Annotated in this window: 13 protein-coding genes and 2 pseudogenes; 6 read left to right on the plus strand and 9 right to left on the minus strand. The window is 64.3% G+C overall.

Annotation, left to right across the window (positions count from 1 at the left end; all coding sequences use genetic code 11):
* Positions 1-48: 48 nt before the first annotated feature.
* The gene (locus tag OKW28_RS13500) at positions 49-492 is read right to left on the minus strand and encodes a VOC family protein (RefSeq protein WP_429446241.1); all 444 of its coding nucleotides are present in this window, start codon (positions 490-492) and stop codon (positions 49-51) included.
* A 297-nt stretch (positions 493-789) separates the two neighbouring features.
* On the opposite strand from OKW28_RS13500, the gene OKW28_RS13505 reads away from it, so the two are divergent.
* From OKW28_RS13505 to OKW28_RS13515, 3 genes are all read left to right on the plus strand, one after another.
* Positions 790-1,581: a DUF899 domain-containing protein gene (locus OKW28_RS13505; protein ID WP_429446243.1), complete on the plus strand. Its 792-nt coding sequence runs from the start codon at positions 790-792 to the stop codon at positions 1,579-1,581.
* A 257-nt stretch (positions 1,582-1,838) separates the two neighbouring features.
* Positions 1,839-2,264 carry a DUF1801 domain-containing protein gene (locus OKW28_RS13510; RefSeq protein ID WP_429446245.1) on the plus strand — a complete coding sequence of 142 codons (426 nt, stop codon included), beginning with the start codon at positions 1,839-1,841 and terminating at the stop codon, positions 2,262-2,264.
* Positions 2,265-2,489: 225 nt separating this feature from the next.
* On the plus strand, positions 2,490-4,223 hold the full coding sequence (locus OKW28_RS13515) for an IlvD/Edd family dehydratase (protein ID WP_429446248.1): 1,734 nt from the start codon (positions 2,490-2,492) through the stop codon (positions 4,221-4,223).
* Positions 4,224-4,353: 130 nt separating this feature from the next.
* Here the strand turns inward: OKW28_RS13515 and OKW28_RS13520 are convergent, their stop codons facing one another.
* The 6 genes and pseudogenes from OKW28_RS13520 to OKW28_RS13545 form a co-directional block, all read right to left on the minus strand.
* Positions 4,354-5,409, minus strand: a complete 1,056-nt coding sequence (locus OKW28_RS13520) for a serine hydrolase domain-containing protein (protein ID WP_429446250.1) — start codon at positions 5,407-5,409, stop codon at positions 4,354-4,356.
* Positions 5,410-5,452: 43 nt separating this feature from the next.
* Positions 5,453-6,745 carry an MFS transporter gene (locus OKW28_RS13525; RefSeq protein ID WP_429446252.1) on the minus strand — a complete coding sequence of 431 codons (1,293 nt, stop codon included), beginning with the start codon at positions 6,743-6,745 and terminating at the stop codon, positions 5,453-5,455.
* Positions 6,746-7,108: 363 nt separating this feature from the next.
* Positions 7,109-8,287, minus strand: a complete 1,179-nt coding sequence (locus tag OKW28_RS13530; RefSeq protein ID WP_429446253.1) for a porin — start codon at positions 8,285-8,287, stop codon at positions 7,109-7,111.
* Positions 8,288-8,616: 329 nt separating this feature from the next.
* A complete protein-coding gene (locus OKW28_RS13535) occupies positions 8,617-9,732 on the minus strand; it encodes a succinylglutamate desuccinylase/aspartoacylase family protein (protein ID WP_429446254.1) in 1,116 nt (371 codons plus the stop codon).
* A 267-nt stretch (positions 9,733-9,999) separates the two neighbouring features.
* Positions 10,000-10,783 (minus strand): annotated as a pseudogene (locus tag OKW28_RS13540) (ABC transporter substrate-binding protein).
* A gap of 586 nt (positions 10,784-11,369) precedes the next feature.
* Positions 11,370-11,615, minus strand: a complete 246-nt coding sequence (locus tag OKW28_RS13545) for a hypothetical protein (protein ID WP_429446256.1) — start codon at positions 11,613-11,615, stop codon at positions 11,370-11,372.
* A 49-nt stretch (positions 11,616-11,664) separates the two neighbouring features.
* Here OKW28_RS13545 and OKW28_RS13550 point away from each other — a divergent pair, with 49 nt between their 5' ends.
* The 3 genes and pseudogenes from OKW28_RS13550 to OKW28_RS13560 all read left to right on the plus strand — a co-directional run.
* Complete coding sequence (locus tag OKW28_RS13550) at positions 11,665-12,675, plus strand: extracellular solute-binding protein (RefSeq protein ID WP_429446959.1); 1,011 nt, start codon at positions 11,665-11,667, stop codon at positions 12,673-12,675.
* Positions 12,675-14,513: a diguanylate cyclase domain-containing protein gene (locus OKW28_RS13555; RefSeq protein WP_429446257.1), complete on the plus strand. Its 1,839-nt coding sequence runs from the start codon at positions 12,675-12,677 to the stop codon at positions 14,511-14,513. The genes OKW28_RS13550 and OKW28_RS13555 overlap by 1 nt, the downstream gene beginning before the upstream one ends.
* Before the next feature lie 99 nt (positions 14,514-14,612).
* Positions 14,613-14,849, plus strand: a pseudogene (locus tag OKW28_RS13560) (FCD domain-containing protein); the annotation flags it as partial.
* Between the two features lie 26 nt (positions 14,850-14,875).
* On the opposite strand, the gene OKW28_RS13565 reads toward OKW28_RS13560, so the two are convergent.
* Both OKW28_RS13565 and phnL read right to left on the minus strand, forming a co-directional pair.
* Positions 14,876-16,009 carry an alpha-D-ribose 1-methylphosphonate 5-triphosphate diphosphatase gene (locus OKW28_RS13565; RefSeq protein WP_429354154.1) on the minus strand — a complete coding sequence of 378 codons (1,134 nt, stop codon included), beginning with the start codon at positions 16,007-16,009 and terminating at the stop codon, positions 14,876-14,878.
* A gap of 36 nt (positions 16,010-16,045) precedes the next feature.
* Positions 16,046-16,822 (minus strand): phosphonate C-P lyase system protein PhnL, encoded by a 777-nt coding sequence (gene phnL, locus OKW28_RS13570; RefSeq protein ID WP_429446259.1) that lies wholly within the window; start codon positions 16,820-16,822, stop codon positions 16,046-16,048.
* Between the last annotated feature and the right edge of the window lie 6 nt (positions 16,823-16,828).

Here is a 16,828-nt window from a genome sequence, read left to right on the forward strand (position 1 = left end):
GCTCACGCATCGGGGGATCAAGCGCGAGGAGCCCAATATAACAATCCACTAGCTGTGGAACAGCGCCGTGTAACGGCGCTGCATCTCTTCAGGCGTGAGCGCTTCGATCTGCGCGCCGAGCATCCATTCGTGGCCGAATGGATCGCGCACGGTCGCCGAGCGCTCGCCATAAAAATGATCGGTTAGCGGGCGGACCACGGTTGCGCCCGCTGCAACCGCTCGTGCGAACAGCTCGTCGACGTCGTCGCAGTGGATATGCAGCATCACACTCGGCCGGCTGTCGCCGGTCGGTCCGAGCATGTCGTGCTCGGGATATTCATCGGACAGCATCACGGTCGCGGGACCGATCTTCACTTCGGCATGACCGATGCGGCCGCCTGGCTCGGTCAGGCGAAACTGCTCGACGCCGCCGAATGCCTGCGCGTAGAACTCGATAGCCCGTGCGGCGTTGCGCACGCGCAGATAGGAGTAGACCTCGTGGATCGCGTTCATCATCACCTCCGGGTGGTTGGCGAATATGGGTTGCCGGACATAATAGTCTGCCCCGATCCGCCAGGCGGTCGCTTGGCTACCCACGGGATTCCATCGCCTTTTGACCAACGATGAATCGAGGTCGCTAGCGCTGCTCCTTCTGAATCAAGCCGCACCTGAATCGCGTCACATTTGTCACTCCCACCATTCGATGTCCGGCGGCCTAAACTACCCCATCATCAGCAGCGAGCGATGCCCGGTGAGCGAATCGCCTTCCGACCCGAACGCACAGGACATCGCTCTAACCCGGAGGTCACGATGACGACGATCAAGTCACCTGAGAAGCGTGGGAAAGATGGACAGCCTGCCATGAAGACACCACCGATTGTGTCGCGGCAAGAGTGGGAGGCCGCGCGCGAGCAGCTGCTCGTCAAGGAGAAAGCCTTGACACGTGCACGCGACGCGCTGGCCGCTGAGCGACGGCGGATGCCATGGCTTGCCGTGGAAAAAACGTATGCGTTCGACGGGCCGGAAGGCAGAGTAAGCCTGCTCGACCTGTTCGGCGGCCGCCGCCAGCTGGTCGTCTATCGCGCCTTTTTCGAGCCCGGCGTGCACGGGTGGCCAGAGCATGCGTGCATTGGCTGTTCCCTGGGGGCCGATCAGGTCTCCCACCTTGCCCATTTGCACGCTCGCGACACTACGCTTGTGTACGCGTCCCGCGCGCCGCAAGCGGATATCGCGCGGCTGAAGACCCGGATGGGCTGGGAGATGATCCCCTGGTACACCATCACCGACAGTTTCGACGCCGACTTCGGCGTGGACGAATGGCACGGCCACAACGCGTTCATCCGGGACGGCGAGCGGGTGTTCCGAACGTACTTCATTAACGGCCGTGGGGACGAGGCGATGGGCACGATCTGGAGCTACCTTGACATGACGGCACTCGGGCGGCAGGAGACGTGGGAGGATTCGCCGGAGGGCTACCCGCAGAGCCGACCGTACAAGTGGTGGAACTGGAACGACACTTACGTCCCCGGCGCGGCTCCCGATCCGAAGTGGGTCGAGGTGTCAGATGCCGGAGAGGCTGCGTTTCGGAAACGCGACGAGTAGCGCCTGACGAGTCATCGATCGCTGTCGTTTCTCTGTCCGATGCTGCAGTCTGCGGGCAAACTGTGAAGCGATGCCCGGATGCGAATGAGCAGTATCGCGGTACGTTCGATGTTTGAAATCGCGTCGTCGTATTGAGCGCGCCCGTGGATCGGCCGTGCGCCAGCCACGAATCCAGGCGGAGATTACAATGACTGGATCGTTACGGCATCCTATCGGTTCAACCGCTTCGTTTCCCCGCTTACGAGGGCCACACTCCGATGAACGCATCCGAACGTATCGACGAACTGATCACGGGACTCACCGACTGGCGCGGCGCGATCTTCGCTCGCATCCGTCAATGCGTGCTCGCGGCGGACCCGGCGATCGTCGAGGAATTCAAGTGGATGGGTAGTCCGGTCTGGTCGCGCGACGGCATGATCGCGGTCGCCAACGCGCACAAGGGTAAGGTCAAGCTGACCTTCGCGCATGGGGCGGGCCTGGCCGACCCGGACGGCTTGTTCAACGCAGGCCTCGAAGGCAACGCGCGGCGCGTTATCGACTTCTTCGAGAGCGACGGGGTCGACGAGCGCGCACTGAAAGCGCTGGTGCACGCCGCAATCGACTATAACCAGAATCATCTGAAGAAGAACCTGCGCGGCGCACTACCGAAAGCCGGCCGTAAGCGGGCGTCCGGCGACGCCTGAGGCCGGCACAGTCTGCTCGCCAGCTCCGCCGCGCCGCCAGCCCCGGTGGGTAGATACCAGAATTGATATCGATATCACCCGAAATATAATTGGAAAGATATCAACTCGCTCCGTACACTTCACCATCCCTGGACGCTGAGCGGCAACCTTGCGGCGTAGCGCCGGGCGGGCCGCTTCAGTCAAATTGGCCGGTGAGGGTCCCGGCACATGCATCAAGGACCTAGCATGTCGGAAAAAAAGCGGAAATTGCGCTCGGCCGAGTGGTTCGGCACGGCTGACAAGAACGGCTTCATGTATCGAAGCTGGATGAAGAATCAGGGCATTCCCGATCATGAGTTCGACGGGCGTCCCGTGATCGGTATCTGCAACACGTGGTCCGAGCTGACGCCGTGCAACGCGCACTTTCGCAAGCTCGCCGAGCACGTGAAGCGCGGCGTCTATGAAGCGGGCGGCTTCCCGGTCGAGTTCCCGGTGTTTTCCAACGGCGAATCGAATCTGCGTCCGACCGCGATGCTCACGCGCAATCTCGCGGCGATGGATGTCGAGGAGGCGATCCGCGGCAATCCGATCGACGCGGTCGTGCTGCTGACCGGCTGCGACAAGACGACCCCCGCGCTGCTGATGGGCGCGGCGAGCTGCGACGTGCCGGCGATCGTCGTGACCGGCGGCCCGATGCTGAACGGCAAGCTCGACGGCAAGAACATCGGCTCTGGCACCGCGGTGTGGCAGCTGCACGAATCGCTGAAGGCCGGCGAGATCGATCTGCATCAGTTCCTGTCGGCCGAGGCGGGCATGTCGCGCTCGGCGGGCACCTGCAACACGATGGGCACCGCGTCGACGATGGCCTGCATGGCTGAGGCGCTCGGCACGTCGCTGCCGCACAACGCGGCGATTCCCGCGGTCGACTCGCGCCGCTACGTGCTTGCGCATATGTCGGGAATCCGGATCGTCGAAATGGCGCTCGAAGACCTGAAGCTGTCGAAGATCCTCACGCGCGAGGCGTTCGTCAACGCCATTCGCGTCAATGCGGCGATCGGCGGCTCGACCAACGCGGTGATTCATCTGAAGGCCATCGCGGGGCGCATCGGTATCGATCTCGAACTCGACGACTGGGTGCGCATCGGCCGCGACACGCCGACGATCGTCGACCTGATGCCGTCGGGCCGTTTCCTGATGGAAGAGTTTTATTACGCGGGCGGCCTGCCGGCCGTGCTGCGCCGGCTCGGCGAAGCGAACCTGCTGCCGCATCCGGATGCGTTGACGGTCAACGGCAAGTCGCTGTGGGACAACGTGAAGGATGCACCCAACACCAACGACGAAGTGATCCGTCCGCTCGACAAGCCGCTCGTCGCCGATGGCGGCATCCGTGTGCTGCGCGGCAATCTCGCGCCGCGCGGCGCGGTGCTGAAGCCGTCGGCGGCGACACCCGGGTTGCTCAAGCATCGCGGACGCGCGGTCGTGTTCGAGAACCTGGAGCACTACAAGGCGCGCATCGTCGACGAGACGCTCGACGTCGACGCGAATTCGGTGCTGGTGATGAAGAACTGCGGGCCGAAGGGTTATCCGGGCATGGCCGAAGTTGGCAACATGGGCCTGCCGCCGAAGCTGCTGAGGCAGGGCGTGAAGGACATGGTGCGCATCTCCGATGCGCGCATGAGCGGCACCGCCTACGGCACCGTGGTGCTGCACGTGACGCCGGAAGCGGCGGCCGGCGGCCCGCTCGCCGCGGTGCAGGACGGCGACTGGATCGAGCTCGATTGCGACGCGGGCACGCTGCACCTCGATGTCAGCGACGCGGAACTCGAGCGCCGTCTCGCGCAGCATGTGCCGCCCCAGCCGCCGGAAGGTGGCGGCTACCGGCGCCTGTATATCGATCACGTGCTGCAGGCCGACGAGGGTTGTGACCTCGACTTCCTCGTGGGGTGTCGAGGTTCCGCGGTGCCGCGGCATTCGCACTGACGCGCCGTTGCAACGGCAACGGCTCGGCCCATGACCGTGCGGGCGATGCATTCGTGCATCGCCCGCATTTTTTTATGACCTGTCGTTGGCGTTCGCGGCGCAGTTGCCTTGGATGGTGCGCCGCTAATGGCTATTGGCCGAGGTGGTCGACCGCGTCGAGCACGAGTCCGAAGAACTCGTTCGCCGCGGCCGGATTCAGCCAGCGCACGACCACCGTCATGCGCCGCTCCGGTTCGACCCACGTGAATGAACTGCCTGCGCCGACACCGAAATAGCTCGACTCCGGCACGTTCGGGAACACCTTGCGCCCGGTGTTGAGCCACACGAGGTAGCCATAGAACGGCGCGATCGCGCACGGCGTGCGCATGCGCGCGATCCATTCGGAGGACAGCACGCGCTGGCCGTTCGCGACGCCGTCCTTGAGCAGCATCTGCGCGACCTTCAACTGATCGTTCGCGCTGACCGATATGCCGCCGCCCCAGTGCGTGCCGCCCGGCACCGACTGCATGCGTCGCCCGTCGATTTCGACCCACGCATTGTCGTAGCCAACCCATTGCCAGTTTTCGCTCGCGCCCGAAGGCCGCATGATCGCTTCGCGAAACACCTCGGGCAGCGGCTGACGGAACAGATGCAGCAGCGCGAGCGAGAACTGGTTGATGCGGACGTCGTTGTATTCCCAGTACGTGCCTGGCCGTTGCGGCGGACGCAGATCGCCTTTTTTGCCATCGGGCGGCGCGGCGAAATTGACCGCACGGTAGTGATCCGCCTGATCCAACAAACCGAAGTACGTGCCGCGCCATTCGCTCGTTTGCTGCAGTAGATGCGCCCAGCTGATCGGCGCGTTGTGTTCATCGTCGAAGCCGATGTCGGGTACGCGCACGCGCACCGGTTCGTCGACCTCGGGCAACAGGCCGCGATCGTGAGCGACGCCGGCCAGCAGCGCGAGGTACATCTTCGCGACACTGAAGGTCAGGTCGGCGCGATCCGGTTCGCCCCAGCTCGTCAGCACGCGGCCGTCGACGGCGATCGCGCCCGACACCGGCCCGCGATCATGCACGGGACCGAGCAGCCTGTTCCACGGCGGCGGGTCGTTCACGTGCACACCCCATGCGCCACCCACATGGCGGTCCCAAAGCGATTCATGATCCACCGCGAACTGCACGGCTTGCTGCAAACGGTCTTGCATGGATAAGTTCCTGTCGGTTCAACGAAGCCCGCGAGGCAGAGACTCAGCGTGCGCGCAGTCGCACGCGTGCCCACATCACGGTGAAAAGGCTGAGCACGGCCGCGAGCATCAGATAGAGTCCGGGCGCGAGATTATTGCCGGTCGCCGCGATCAGCGCGGCAACGGCGAGCGGCGTGAAGCCCCCGAACACGGTGGTGCCGATGTTGTAGCCGAACGCCATGCCGGTCGTGCGCGTGCGGGTCGGGAACAGCTCGGACATCAAGGCCGGAATCGGCGCGAAGTAGGTCGCCTTCAGCAACGCGACCCACGTGACCGCGGCAAGCAACGAGCCGAGCGACGGGCGCGCGTTCATCAGCACGAAGGCGGGATACACGGTCGCGAAGAACAGCACGCCGGCGCCGAGCATGATGCGCACGCGGCCCACCTTGTCCGACAGATGACCGACGACCGGCGTGAGCACCATCATGATCAGACCGGCCGCGAGCGTCGCGATGAAGCCCGACGACGGTGAGAGTCCGAGCTGCCGCGCCGCGTAGGTCGGCATGTAGAGCAGCATGTAGTTGGCCGTGGTGGTCAGCACGAGCACGCCGATCGACACGAGCACCCGTTCCTTTTGCGTCGCGAGCAGTTCTCGCACCGGTGCGGCGGATTTTTCCGCGCGCTCGAACTCCGGCGTTTCGTCGATGCGGCGGCGAATGTAGAGCCCGACCGGGCCGATCAGCATGCCGAACAGGAACGGAATGCGCCATCCCCAGCCTTCGAGTTGCGCGGTCGTCAGCGTGCTCGTCAACACCGCGCCGAACAGCGACGCCAGCACCGTGCTCGCGCCCTGGCTCGAGAACTGCCAGCTCGCCATGAAGCCTTTGCGCTCCGGCGCATGTTCGATCAGAAACGCGGTCGAACTGCCGAACTCGCCGCCCGCCGAGAATCCCTGCAACAGCCGCGACGCGAATACGCCGATCGGCGCGAGCACGCCGATCGCCGCATACGACGGCATCAACGCGATCATGCCGGTGCCGAGCGTCATCATCGCAATCGATAGCGTCAACGATGCCTTGCGGCCTTTGCGGTCGCTGAACGAGCCGAGCGCGAGCGCGCCGATCGGTCGCGCGAGATACGACAGCGCGAAGGTGCCGAGCGTGAGCAGCAGCGACACGGTGCGGTCGTGCACCGGAAAAAACGTGCGCGACAGCACGGCCGCGAAGTAGCCGTACACGACCAGATCGTAGAACTCCAGTGCGTTGCCGATCGAGGTCGCGAGAATCAGCCGCGATACGCTCGAGCGCGAAGTGTGCCGCGCGAGCGCGTCGGCGGTGGTGACGGAGTCCATGCTCATGACGAAGTCCTCTGGCGGCATTGGGAGGCGCGCCGGCAGTGTCGCGTGAGCGGCGCGGGCGCGGGATCGAAGCGTGTGACCCGATGTTGGGGTGGACGATATTTATAGACAATTGCAATATTTGGCAGATGTCGTTGCCGAAACGGCAAAGCGGAATCGAGATGACCCAGCTATTCGATATCGCATGCAGTCTCGAAGGCCTCGCGTTCGATCCGGCGTTCGTCGAATTGCTGACGGGCGCGATCGAAAAGCCGGCGTTGCTCGACTGATTTCGCGCCGCAAAAGAAAAAGCGCCCCGTAGGGCGCTTTCCATCGATTCAATCAGGCAGGGAACACAGGTGTTCCCCACCCCGAACCGTCTGCTTAGAACTTGTGACGCAGACCGACACGGAACGCCAGCTGGTTGTCGGCGCCGACGCCCGACGTGCTGAAGTAGCTCGTGCTCGAACCGATCTGTGCCTGCAGATCCTGCGTGCCGTTGCGGCCCGACGCGATCTGATAGATGCCCAGCACGTACACGTCCGTGCGCTTCGACAGCGCGTAGTCGCCGCTCAGGTTCACCTGGTTCCAGTGACCGACGTTCGCGCCGCTCAGGTGCATGTACGTGTAGCCCGCGCCTGCCGTGATAGCCGGCGTGACCGCGTACTTCGCGCCTGCTTCGTAGGCGGCGAACGTGGTCGACCCACCCGAGATCGGTGCGAGGCGCGTGTTCGTGTACAGGGCCCACAGCGTCGCCGGGCCGAATGCGTAGCGGCCGCCAACGCCGAACGTGCGCAGATCCTGGATCTGGCCGTTGCCGATCGTCGGGAAGCTGACGTTAGCCAGCGAAGTCGAGAAGGCCGGCGATGCCTGGCCCGGATAACGGATGTCCGTGTACGCCGCGCCGATACCGAACGGGCCGTTCGCGTAGTTCGCGCCGAAGCTGTAAGCGCGCGACGAACCTGCCACCGGGGCAGTGGACGTGCCCGTACCCGGCGTGCCGGCAAAGCCGCCTGCCGTGTTCGAGAAGCCGTACATCGCGCCGAAGGTCAGGCCGGAGAAGTTCGCGCTGCTGAACTTGACCGAGTTGTTGATACGGCTCGACGTGAGCTGGTCGACGTCGTTGATGTGGTAAGCGTAGTTGCCCGCGACGGTCTGGCCGCCGGTCGCGTAGTTGGAGCCGAGGTAGTCGGTCGAGAACGAGTACTGGCGACCGAACGTCAGCGAGCCGACGTTGTTCTGCGACACGCCGACGTACGCCTGGCGCCCGAACATCGCACCGCCCTGGCCGGCGGTGCCGTTCCCGCTGTTGAAGCCGTTTTCCAACACGAACAGCGCTTTCAGGCCGTTACCGAGGTCTTCCGTGCCACGCAGGCCCCAACGGCTGCCGTTCGCGACGCCGTCGTCGTACTTGGTCAGGCTGCTGTGGCCGGTGGCCGTTTTCGAGTTGTTCACGTAGCTGATACCGGCATCGATCAGGCCGTACAGCGTGACGCTGCTTTGTGCGTGAGCGGCGGAGGCGAAGACGGCAAACGTAGCGGTGGTCAGGATTTTCTTGTTCAAAATACTTCTCCGAGTTAGCAAATTTTGGCGATCGCGACGCGCTGCTCTGCGGCAACGTCGCGCGATGGCCGGCAATTTAAGGGAACGCAGAGTAAGGTATGTGACACTGAAAAATTCTTTTCACGGTGTCGTGTCGGCGCGACACTTTGCGTGTGCACCGGAGGCAGGTGTATCGGTGGCGGGGCGGGTCGGTCGACCCTGGAGTGAGGCTGGACGCGTGGCAGCGAATCACCCGCCTGGCGGCGGGCGATCGGTTATTTCAGCTGGTGCGTGAAAATTCAGTTACATGGCCGGCCGCGACAGCAGCGACGGTCACAGCGGCTCTGGCCTCAGTTGCTCAGCAACGAGCCGCTGCGGAACGGCGTCTGGCCGGCGATGCGCGCGAATTCGAGGCCGGCCGTCGCGAAACGCGCCAGATGCCGCGCGTACAGCACGCCGGCCACGGTGTTTTTGATCGTGACGACGCGGTCCGTCAACGGATCGACGATGTCCGCGATTTCCTGGCCCGCGTCCACCCACGTGCCGACCTCGCAGCGATAGACGAGCACGCCGCTGATCGGCGCGACGAGCGGCTCGGCGCCCGCGAGCGGCGTCGCCGCGAATTCGAGCGGCGGCATCGGCGCCGGCTCGCCGTCGACCACGCCGCGCGAGGTCAGATACTCGATGATCGCCTGCGCGTCTTTTTCCGCGAGTTCGTGCGACACATCGCGCTGGCCGCGCAGCTCGATCGTGACCGAGATGCCGCCGTTCGGGATTGGGAAACGCTCGCCGAAACGGCCGCGTAGATCCGACCAGCAGAAGCTGTGGATCTCGTCGAACGGATTGCCGACCGAGTTCAGCGCGAGCAGCGACGCCTTCGCGTACAGGTAGCGCGCGAGCGGCTCGACTTCGGGCCACAGGTCCGGATTGGTGTACAGGTGCATCGCGGCTTCCCAGTCGCAATGCAGATCGAGCACGACGTCGGCGTCGTACGAGAGCTTTTGCAGCGCGAGGCGTTGCGAGCCGAGTTCGGTGGTCGGCTGCTGCGCGTCGAGCGCTTCGCGCATCGCCGTGCGGATGGCGGCGCGGTTCGCGTCGATGTCGCTGGTCAGACGCGATTCGATGAACGGCTGCACGAGTTCCGCGAGGTCGTAGAAGTTGCGGTTGAAGTTCTGCGCGCTGCCAGTTTCAAAGCGGCCGAGCATCTGGCCGAGCAGATGCTGATTAAGGCCGATCGGATTCGGCACCGGCACGACCACGACTTCGCCACGCAGCTTGCCCGCGGCTTCGAGCGCGGCCAGCTTGCGGCGCAGCGACCACGACACCAGCATCCCGGGCAGTTCGTCCGCATGCAGCGACGACTGGATATAGATTTTCTGGCCGCCGCCGGGACCGTAGTGGAAACTCGTCAGTTCACGGGCGGTGCCAAGCGACGGGGCAATCAGCGGATGGGTCTGGGTTTGCATGATTTTGGCTTCGCGGCCCGTTCGGAGCAGCCGCGCTAGGTGGTTGATTGCAAGGGGAAAGATGCGCGCCGGCAGCGCGCGTGGTCCGCATACGCGGACTGCGGCAACCTGTCTCAGGGGAGCCGCGTCTCGCACGATCTTAGCCGATATGCCACACGATATGGCTTGATGTGGCTAGATGTGGAGCCGCAAAAAGAAAACGGGCTCCGCGTCGCGGAGCCCGTTTCGGGCAAGCTGCCGGCGCGCCGTGCGGCGCGCGTGGGCGATTTAGCCGCCGTACACGTCGAAGTCGAAGTACTTCTTCTCGATCTTCTTGTAGGTGCCGTCCTTGATCATGTCGGCGATCGCCTTGTCGACCTTCGCCTTCAGATCGGTGTCTTCCTTGCGCATGCCGATGCCGGCGCCATTGCCGAGGATCTTCGGATCGTCGAGGTCCTTGCCGACGAACGCGAAGCCCTTGCCGCGCGGCGTCTTCAGGAAGCCCTGGTCAGCCTGCACCGCGTCTTGCAGCGCTGCGTCCAGACGGCCCGAGATCAGGTCGGCGTAGACCTGGTCCTGGTTCTGATACGGCACGACTTTCGCGCCCGCCGGTTCCCAGTAGGTCTTCGCGTAGGTTTCCTGGATGGTGCCCTGTTCGACGCCCACCGTCTTGCCCTTCAGCGATTCAGGGGTCGGCAGGATGCCCGAGCCCTGCTTCGCGACGAGGCGCGTCGGCGTGTTGAACAGCTTCGACGAGAAAGCGATCTGTTCGGCGCGTTGCGGCGTCATCGACATCGACGACAGCACGCCGTCGAACTTCTTCGCCTTCAGTGCCGGGATCATGCCGTCGAAGTCGTTTTCCACCCACACGCACTTCGCACCGACGCGCTTGCAGATTTCGTTGCCGAGGTCGATATCGAAGCCAACGAGCTTGCCGTCCGCGCCTTTTCGACTCGAACGGGGGATAGCTGGCATCAACGCCAAAACGGATCGTCGACCAATCTTTAGCGTGTGCGCCAATCGAAACGGTGGCAAGCAGAGCAACCGTCAAAGCCGCTAGCAGTTTTTTCACTGTTTTAACTCCTCGTGTAGATCAATTACGCCCTCGGCGGTTGTGCCGCCTTGGGACGCCCGGCGCGTCTCGCAAACGGGCTTCTGGTCAGGATGCAAGCCGGGGTGGCCTGCAACGCGCGCCAAGCTTATCAGTTCAAAAATATTGGGAAGCTAGTAAAACACCGGATGGCGCGGGAGGAGGCCCTCTAGAGCAACGCTTGCGCCCCAGCCGGTGTGACCGGATCGTACACCGTTGGGTGGGGTTTGCGTAACGCGGATGCAATGCACGAGCGGTAATACGAAGGGCCGGCGAGCGTAATCGACCGGGATTTACGCCGGTTTTCTCGCGAGTTCACCGAAAACCGGTTTGAAACGCGAGTTTGAAACGTGGACGGATCGTTAAAGCTCGCGGCTGAATTTGCCGTTAATTAAGAACAGCCTCGAGCTATTGCCCTACTCGTTATTACCAGCACCGATATTTTTGCCCCGCCGTTTCGAACCGGTGCAAAAACAAAGGCTTTGGCGCTATCATCGATGCTCCCTGCGTTGGACGCCGGCCGCCCGCGGAGGCGGGGATCGCTCGGGCGCAGGTCGTTGGACAGCCGTCAAGATTCAAATGCCGCGCGTTTGCGCTCGCTCAAATGGCCTTTCTGCTCAACGGTGTTATGCATGCACACGATGTTGTTCACGGCGGATCGAACATGCTGTTGTAAACAGACTTTTAAGCGACGAATCGCGAGCGCCGGCGTGCGGGCTCGCGCGGCATTATTGCAGCGCCGGTTTTTTGACGGTTTTTTGTCGAGCGCTACATCGGGATTTTCATCGATTGGCGCATCCGGATTTTCGTGCAACGTTTTTTCCGGGGTTTTACCCCGCGTGTCGCGCGTTCTGATAGGCGCATTGCTGTGCGCGGGTTTCGGCGCGGCGACGCCCGCAGCGGCCGCCGACAAAGTGCTGCACGTTCTCGCATGGCCCGGCTACGCGGACCCGGACGTCGTGAAGGCGTTCGAAGCGCGCTACGGCGCGAAGGTCGAGGTCACGCTCGTCGATTCCGATGAGGCGCTGTGGGCGCAGATGCACAGCAAGGGCGCGCCGTCGTTCGACGTACTCGCCGCCAACACCGCCGAAATCCGCCGCTATACGCAGGCGAATCTGCTCGCGTCGCTCGATCTCGCGAGTCTGCCGAATACGAAGAAGCAGTTGCCGCGTTTCCAGGCGCTCGGCTCGATCGACGGCCTGACCTCGGCGGGCAAGGTATACGCGATTCCGTTCACGTATTCGTCAATGGGACTCATCTACGATCGCAAGCAGATTCCGGTTGCGCCGCATTCGATGCTCGAACTGTGGAACCCGCGCTATCGTGGCAAGGTGCTCGACTTCAATAGCGCGCAGCACAACTTCTCGTTCACCGCGCTTGCGCTCGGCTATCCGCATCCGTTTCAACTCGACCCCGCGCAGATGCGCACGATCGCGCACAAGCTCGTCGATCTGCGTCGCAACCTGCTGACCTACTACACGCTGCCCGAGGAGGCGACCGCGTTCTTCATCCAGCACAAGGTCGCGTTGATGTTCGGCAACTACGGCACGCAGCAGGTGCAGTTGCTGCGGCGCGCGGGCGCCGACGTCGGCTACGTGATTCCGGACGAAGGCGCGCTCGCATGGCTCGATTGCTGGTCGATGACGCGCGCGGCGAGCGACCAGCCGCTCGCGCTCGCGTGGATCAACTACATGCTCGAGCCGAGCGTGAGCGCGTTGCTGACACAGCGCCAGGGGCTCGCGAATACGCTGACCGAGCCGGCCGAAGGCAGCGCCAACGCGCACATCGTCTGGATCAGTCCGGTGGAAGATATCGAGCGCCGCGGGCAACTGTGGACGCGCATCGTGTCGGGCGACCGTTCGGAGCGCTTCTGATGCTGCATCGCGGCCTGACCTTCAAGCTATCCGTGCTGCTCGCGTGCATCGGCGTGCTGGCGTCGGGCGCGACCGGCTATTACGCGTATCGCGCGAATCGCACGATGCTGGTCAACGAAGCGGAGCACAGCCTGCAGACTTCGACGGAGTTGCTCGGCCAGCGCATCGCGGTATCGATCGACGACGTCGCGGCGGACGCGCTCGTGCTCGCGACGATGCCGTCGTCGGTGAGCGTCGCGCAGACCGACGACGGTATCGGCCCGAACCTCGGCCGCGAGCGGCTCGCGCAGGTGTATTCGAGCTTCATGCTGCACCACCCGGAGTATCTGCAGGTGCGGCTGATCACGCGGCAGCATCACGGTCTCGAACTGATCCGTTTCGATCGCGACAGCGACGGCCTCGTGCGCGTAGAGGGTGACGATTTGCAGGAAAAAGCCCAGTTTCCCTACGTATTCGAAACGCTCGCGTTTTCGCCGGGCCGCATCTACACGTCGCCGATTTCGGTCAATCACGAATCCGGCACGCATGCGGCAGAAGGCAAGCCGACGCTGCGTCTCGGCACGCCGATCGCGGATGCGCGCGGCACGGTGGTCGGCGTCGTCGTAATCGATGTCGATCTGGCCGGCATGCTGCGGCGTTTGCAGAGCGATCTGCCGAGCGACTATCAGGTCTATCTGGCGAACGAGTGGGGCGACTTCCTGATCCATCCCGACGCGTCGAAAACCTTCGGTTTCGACCGCGGCCGTCGCGTGCTGATGCAGGACAGCTTCCCGGCCACGAAGCAGCTGTTCGAGCAACGCCAAAGCGAGGTGCTCATCAACGGTCTCGCGAGACCCGCCGAGGCGGCCGGCCGTGTGCTCGCGTTCGTGCGGCGGCCGTTCGGCGGCTCCGAGGGCAACCGCTTCATCGTGCTCGGTCTCACGAAGCCGCTCGAGGACGTGCTGACCGGTGCCAATCAGCTCGGCACGCGGATCATTCGCATGGTGCTGGTGTTCAGCGCATTGTCCGTACTGCTGGCGATCCTGTTCGCGCGAGCGCTGACCAAGCCGCTGCATCTGCTCGCGTATGCGGCGACGCACCTGTTCGCCGACCACGCGATGCACACCTTGCCGCTCAAACGCACCGACGAAATCGGCGTGCTCGCGCGCTGCTTCGAGCGTTTGCGTTGCGAAATCCGCGCGCAGATGGATACGCTGCACAGCAAGCAGAGCGAGCTCGCGCATCTGGCCTCGCACGACGTGCTGACCGGCTTGCCGAACCGCATGCTGTTCATGCAGAAGCTCGAGAACGCGATCGAGGAGGCAAGCTTCCGCCGCGAAGGCCTCGCCGTGCTGTTCGTCGACCTCGACCGCTTCAAGCAGATCAACGATCAGTTCGGTCACTCTGTTGGGGACAAGGTGCTGGTCGCGGTCGCACGCCGTCTGAAGGACGTGCTGTATGCCGGGGACGTGGTCGCGCGGCTCGGCGGCGACGAATTCATCGTGCTGATCGAAGGGCAGCGCGCGGCCGAGGTCACGCCAGAAATCGCCGAGCACATCATGGACGCGCTGAACGAAACGCTGACCGTCGACGGCAATAGCATGACGGTCGGCGCGAGCATCGGTATCAGCGAGTTCCCGCACGACAGCGGCAATGCCGAGGAACTGCTGCTGAACGCCGATGCCGCCATGTATGCGGCGAAATCGGGTGGCCGTTGCGCGTATCTGCGCTATCAGGATCTGCTCGCCATGCGGCTCGACGAACAGGCTGAGCAGGCGAGGGCTGCCCAGGCCCAGCTCGCCCAGGCGCACGCCGCGCGCGATGCGACCGAGGGCCGCGAGGCGGAGCCCACCGCGTGACGCGGTCTTACCCGCGCCGCTGAGCGTTTTCTATTGCCACGCCGCGATCGCGCCGCGAGCGCCTTCTTGCTGCAACAGTAGCAACGCGTGATCGAGCGTCGTTCTGAGCTGGACCGCGTGCGCTATCTGAGCCTGCCCGAGGTGTCGCCGCTCGATCTGCTGATTCGTCAGCACGCGAAAATTCTGGCGGGACTGCGCGCGCACTACCCGAGCGCCGCAGAAGAAGCGATGCGCCGCCATCTGCGCGAAATCTTCGTGTCGCTCGGCCCCATCGCCGAGCGCAATCCCGCGTGGTTCGGGGCCGACGAGCCGGAGCGTATGCCGTTGTCGACCTGAGACGCAGGCGCGCTCCACCAGCCCACTCAAACGATCCGCACCCCTGCGCGATAAGTCGCGCGCGGCACCGGCAGCTTGTCGAGCATCGTCACGCGCACGAGATCGGCGCGCAGGCCGGGCTCGATCGCGCCGCGGTCCGTGAGACCGGCGGTGCGCGCCGGCTCGGCCGAGACCGTTGCCATCGCGCGCGGCAGCGACCAGCCCGCTTTTTCGACGAGATCGAACACCGCGGTCAGCAAGCTCGACGGCACGTAATCCGACGACAGGATGTCGAGCAGGTCCGCGCGCGCGAGTTCGAGCGCCGACACGTTGCCCGAATGCGAGCCGCCCCGCACGATGTTCGGCGCGCCCATGATCGTCGCGATGCCATGCTCGCGCGCGGCTTGCGCGGCGATCCGCGTGGTCGGGAATTCGGCGAGCACGATGCCCTCGGCCTTCGCCTGTTCGACGTGCTCGATCAGCGTGTCGTCGTGGCTCGCGACCGGAATGCCGAGCCGCCGGCAACGCGCGACGATCTCTCGGCGGTGCTCATCCGCGTAACGCTCCTGTTCGACCGCGAGTTCGGCGAGCGTGCTCGCGACACGCTCGTCGCTCATCTTGCCGTTGCGCTCCTGGAAGCGGCGCCATTGCTCGCGGTCGTGCCATTGGCGCTGGCCCGGCGTATGGTCCATCACCGACGCGAGCCGCAGCAGCGGATGCGCGCACAGCGAATCGAATACCTCGAGCACGTCGGCGGTCGCGATCTCGCAGCGCAGATGCAGAAAGTGCTCGGCGCGCAGCAGTCGACGCGTGGACAGCCGCAGCAGCGAATCGGCGCATTGCGTTTGCACATCGCGGTTACGCAGCCCAACGCTCGAGCGCGAGCCGATGGCGAGCGCGTCGAATACCGTCGTGATGCCGGCTGCGGCGACCTGCGCGTCGTGGATCACGAAGGCCGCATCGGTATTCCATTCGACGCCGGGACGCGGCACGAGGTGCTTCTCGAGGTTGTCCGTATGCAGTTCGATCAGACCGGGCAGCAGATAATCGCCGTCCCAGTCTTCGGCGTCGCGCGCCAAACCCGCGCCGCGTTCGACGTCGCGAATCACGCCGTCTTCCACGCGCACGGTGCCAATGAATTCTTCGTCTCGCGTCACGATGCGAGCGTTGCTGATCAACATCGACTTGCTCCGTAGTCAGTCGGGACTGGTGTCAATTTAGTGCCGCAGCGGCGGCCGCAGTTCCAGGCGGCGCGTCGCGACCTTGTTGCGGGTCTCTTCGTCGTGAAAGATACCAACGATCGCCGCGCCGCGCTCGCGCGCCTCGACGATCAGATCGGCCACAACGTCGCGATTTTCCGCATCGAGCGAAGCGGTCGGTTCGTCGAGCAGCAGCAGCGGATGTTCGGCGATCAAACCTCGCGCGATGTTCACGCGTTGCTGCTCGCCGCCCGAAAACGTCGCGGGCGCGAGGGACCACAGACGTTCCGGCACGTTCAGCCGCGCGAGCAATTCAGCGGCGCGCGCGCTGGCTTCAGGTTCGGCGACGCCGTGCAAGACCAGCGGCTCGGCGACGAGCGCAAGCGTCGGCACGCGCGGGATCACGCGCAAAAACTGGCTCACATAGCCGACCACGCGACGGCGCAGCCGCAGCACGTCACGCGGTTCGGCACGGGTGATTGCAATGGGCCGACCCTGATCGCTGGTGTCGCGAATCGCAATCGAGCCGCTGCTCGCCAGATAGTTGCCGTACAGACAGCGCAGCAGCGTGCTCTTGCCCGCACCCGACGGCCCGACCAGCACCACGCATTCGCCGCGCTCGACCTCGAGCGACACGTTCGCGAGCGCGTCGATCCGCACACCGCCCTGGCCGTGCAGCGTGAAAGTCTTGCCGATGCCGATGGCGCGCAGCATCAGCGCCGCGTTGTCGGCGAAAGCGCGCTCGCCGTGGCGTGCATCGCTGCCTGCGTCAATGACTACCTCAGTGGATTGCATCGTGAG

The sequence above is a fragment of the Paraburkholderia sp. 40 genome (genome assembly GCF_050434105.1).
GTDB lineage: Bacteria > Pseudomonadota > Gammaproteobacteria > Burkholderiales > Burkholderiaceae > Paraburkholderia > Paraburkholderia tuberum.

What these genes read in the sequence shown, in the direction of transcription:
- OKW28_RS13555 (WP_429446257.1), top strand. Translation starts at nt 12,675, where the DNA reads ATGCTGCATCGCGGCCTGACCTTCAAGCTATCCGTGCTGCTCGCGTGC.
- OKW28_RS13535 (WP_429446254.1), bottom strand. Translation starts at nt 9,732, where the DNA reads ATGCAAACCCAGACCCATCCGCTGATTGCCCCGTCGCTTGGCACCGCC.
- OKW28_RS13505 (WP_429446243.1), top strand. Translation starts at nt 790, where the DNA reads ATGACGACGATCAAGTCACCTGAGAAGCGTGGGAAAGATGGACAGCCT.
- OKW28_RS13510 (WP_429446245.1), top strand. Translation starts at nt 1,839, where the DNA reads ATGAACGCATCCGAACGTATCGACGAACTGATCACGGGACTCACCGAC.
- phnL (WP_429446259.1), bottom strand. Translation starts at nt 16,822, where the DNA reads ATGCAATCCACTGAGGTAGTCATTGACGCAGGCAGCGATGCACGCCAC.
- OKW28_RS13525 (WP_429446252.1), bottom strand. Translation starts at nt 6,745, where the DNA reads ATGAGCATGGACTCCGTCACCACCGCCGACGCGCTCGCGCGGCACACT.
- OKW28_RS13515 (WP_429446248.1), top strand. Translation starts at nt 2,490, where the DNA reads ATGTCGGAAAAAAAGCGGAAATTGCGCTCGGCCGAGTGGTTCGGCACG.
- OKW28_RS13565 (WP_429354154.1), bottom strand. Translation starts at nt 16,009, where the DNA reads ATGTTGATCAGCAACGCTCGCATCGTGACGCGAGACGAAGAATTCATT.
- OKW28_RS13500 (WP_429446241.1), bottom strand. Translation starts at nt 492, where the DNA reads ATGAACGCGATCCACGAGGTCTACTCCTATCTGCGCGTGCGCAACGCC.
- OKW28_RS13520 (WP_429446250.1), bottom strand. Translation starts at nt 5,409, where the DNA reads ATGCAAGACCGTTTGCAGCAAGCCGTGCAGTTCGCGGTGGATCATGAA.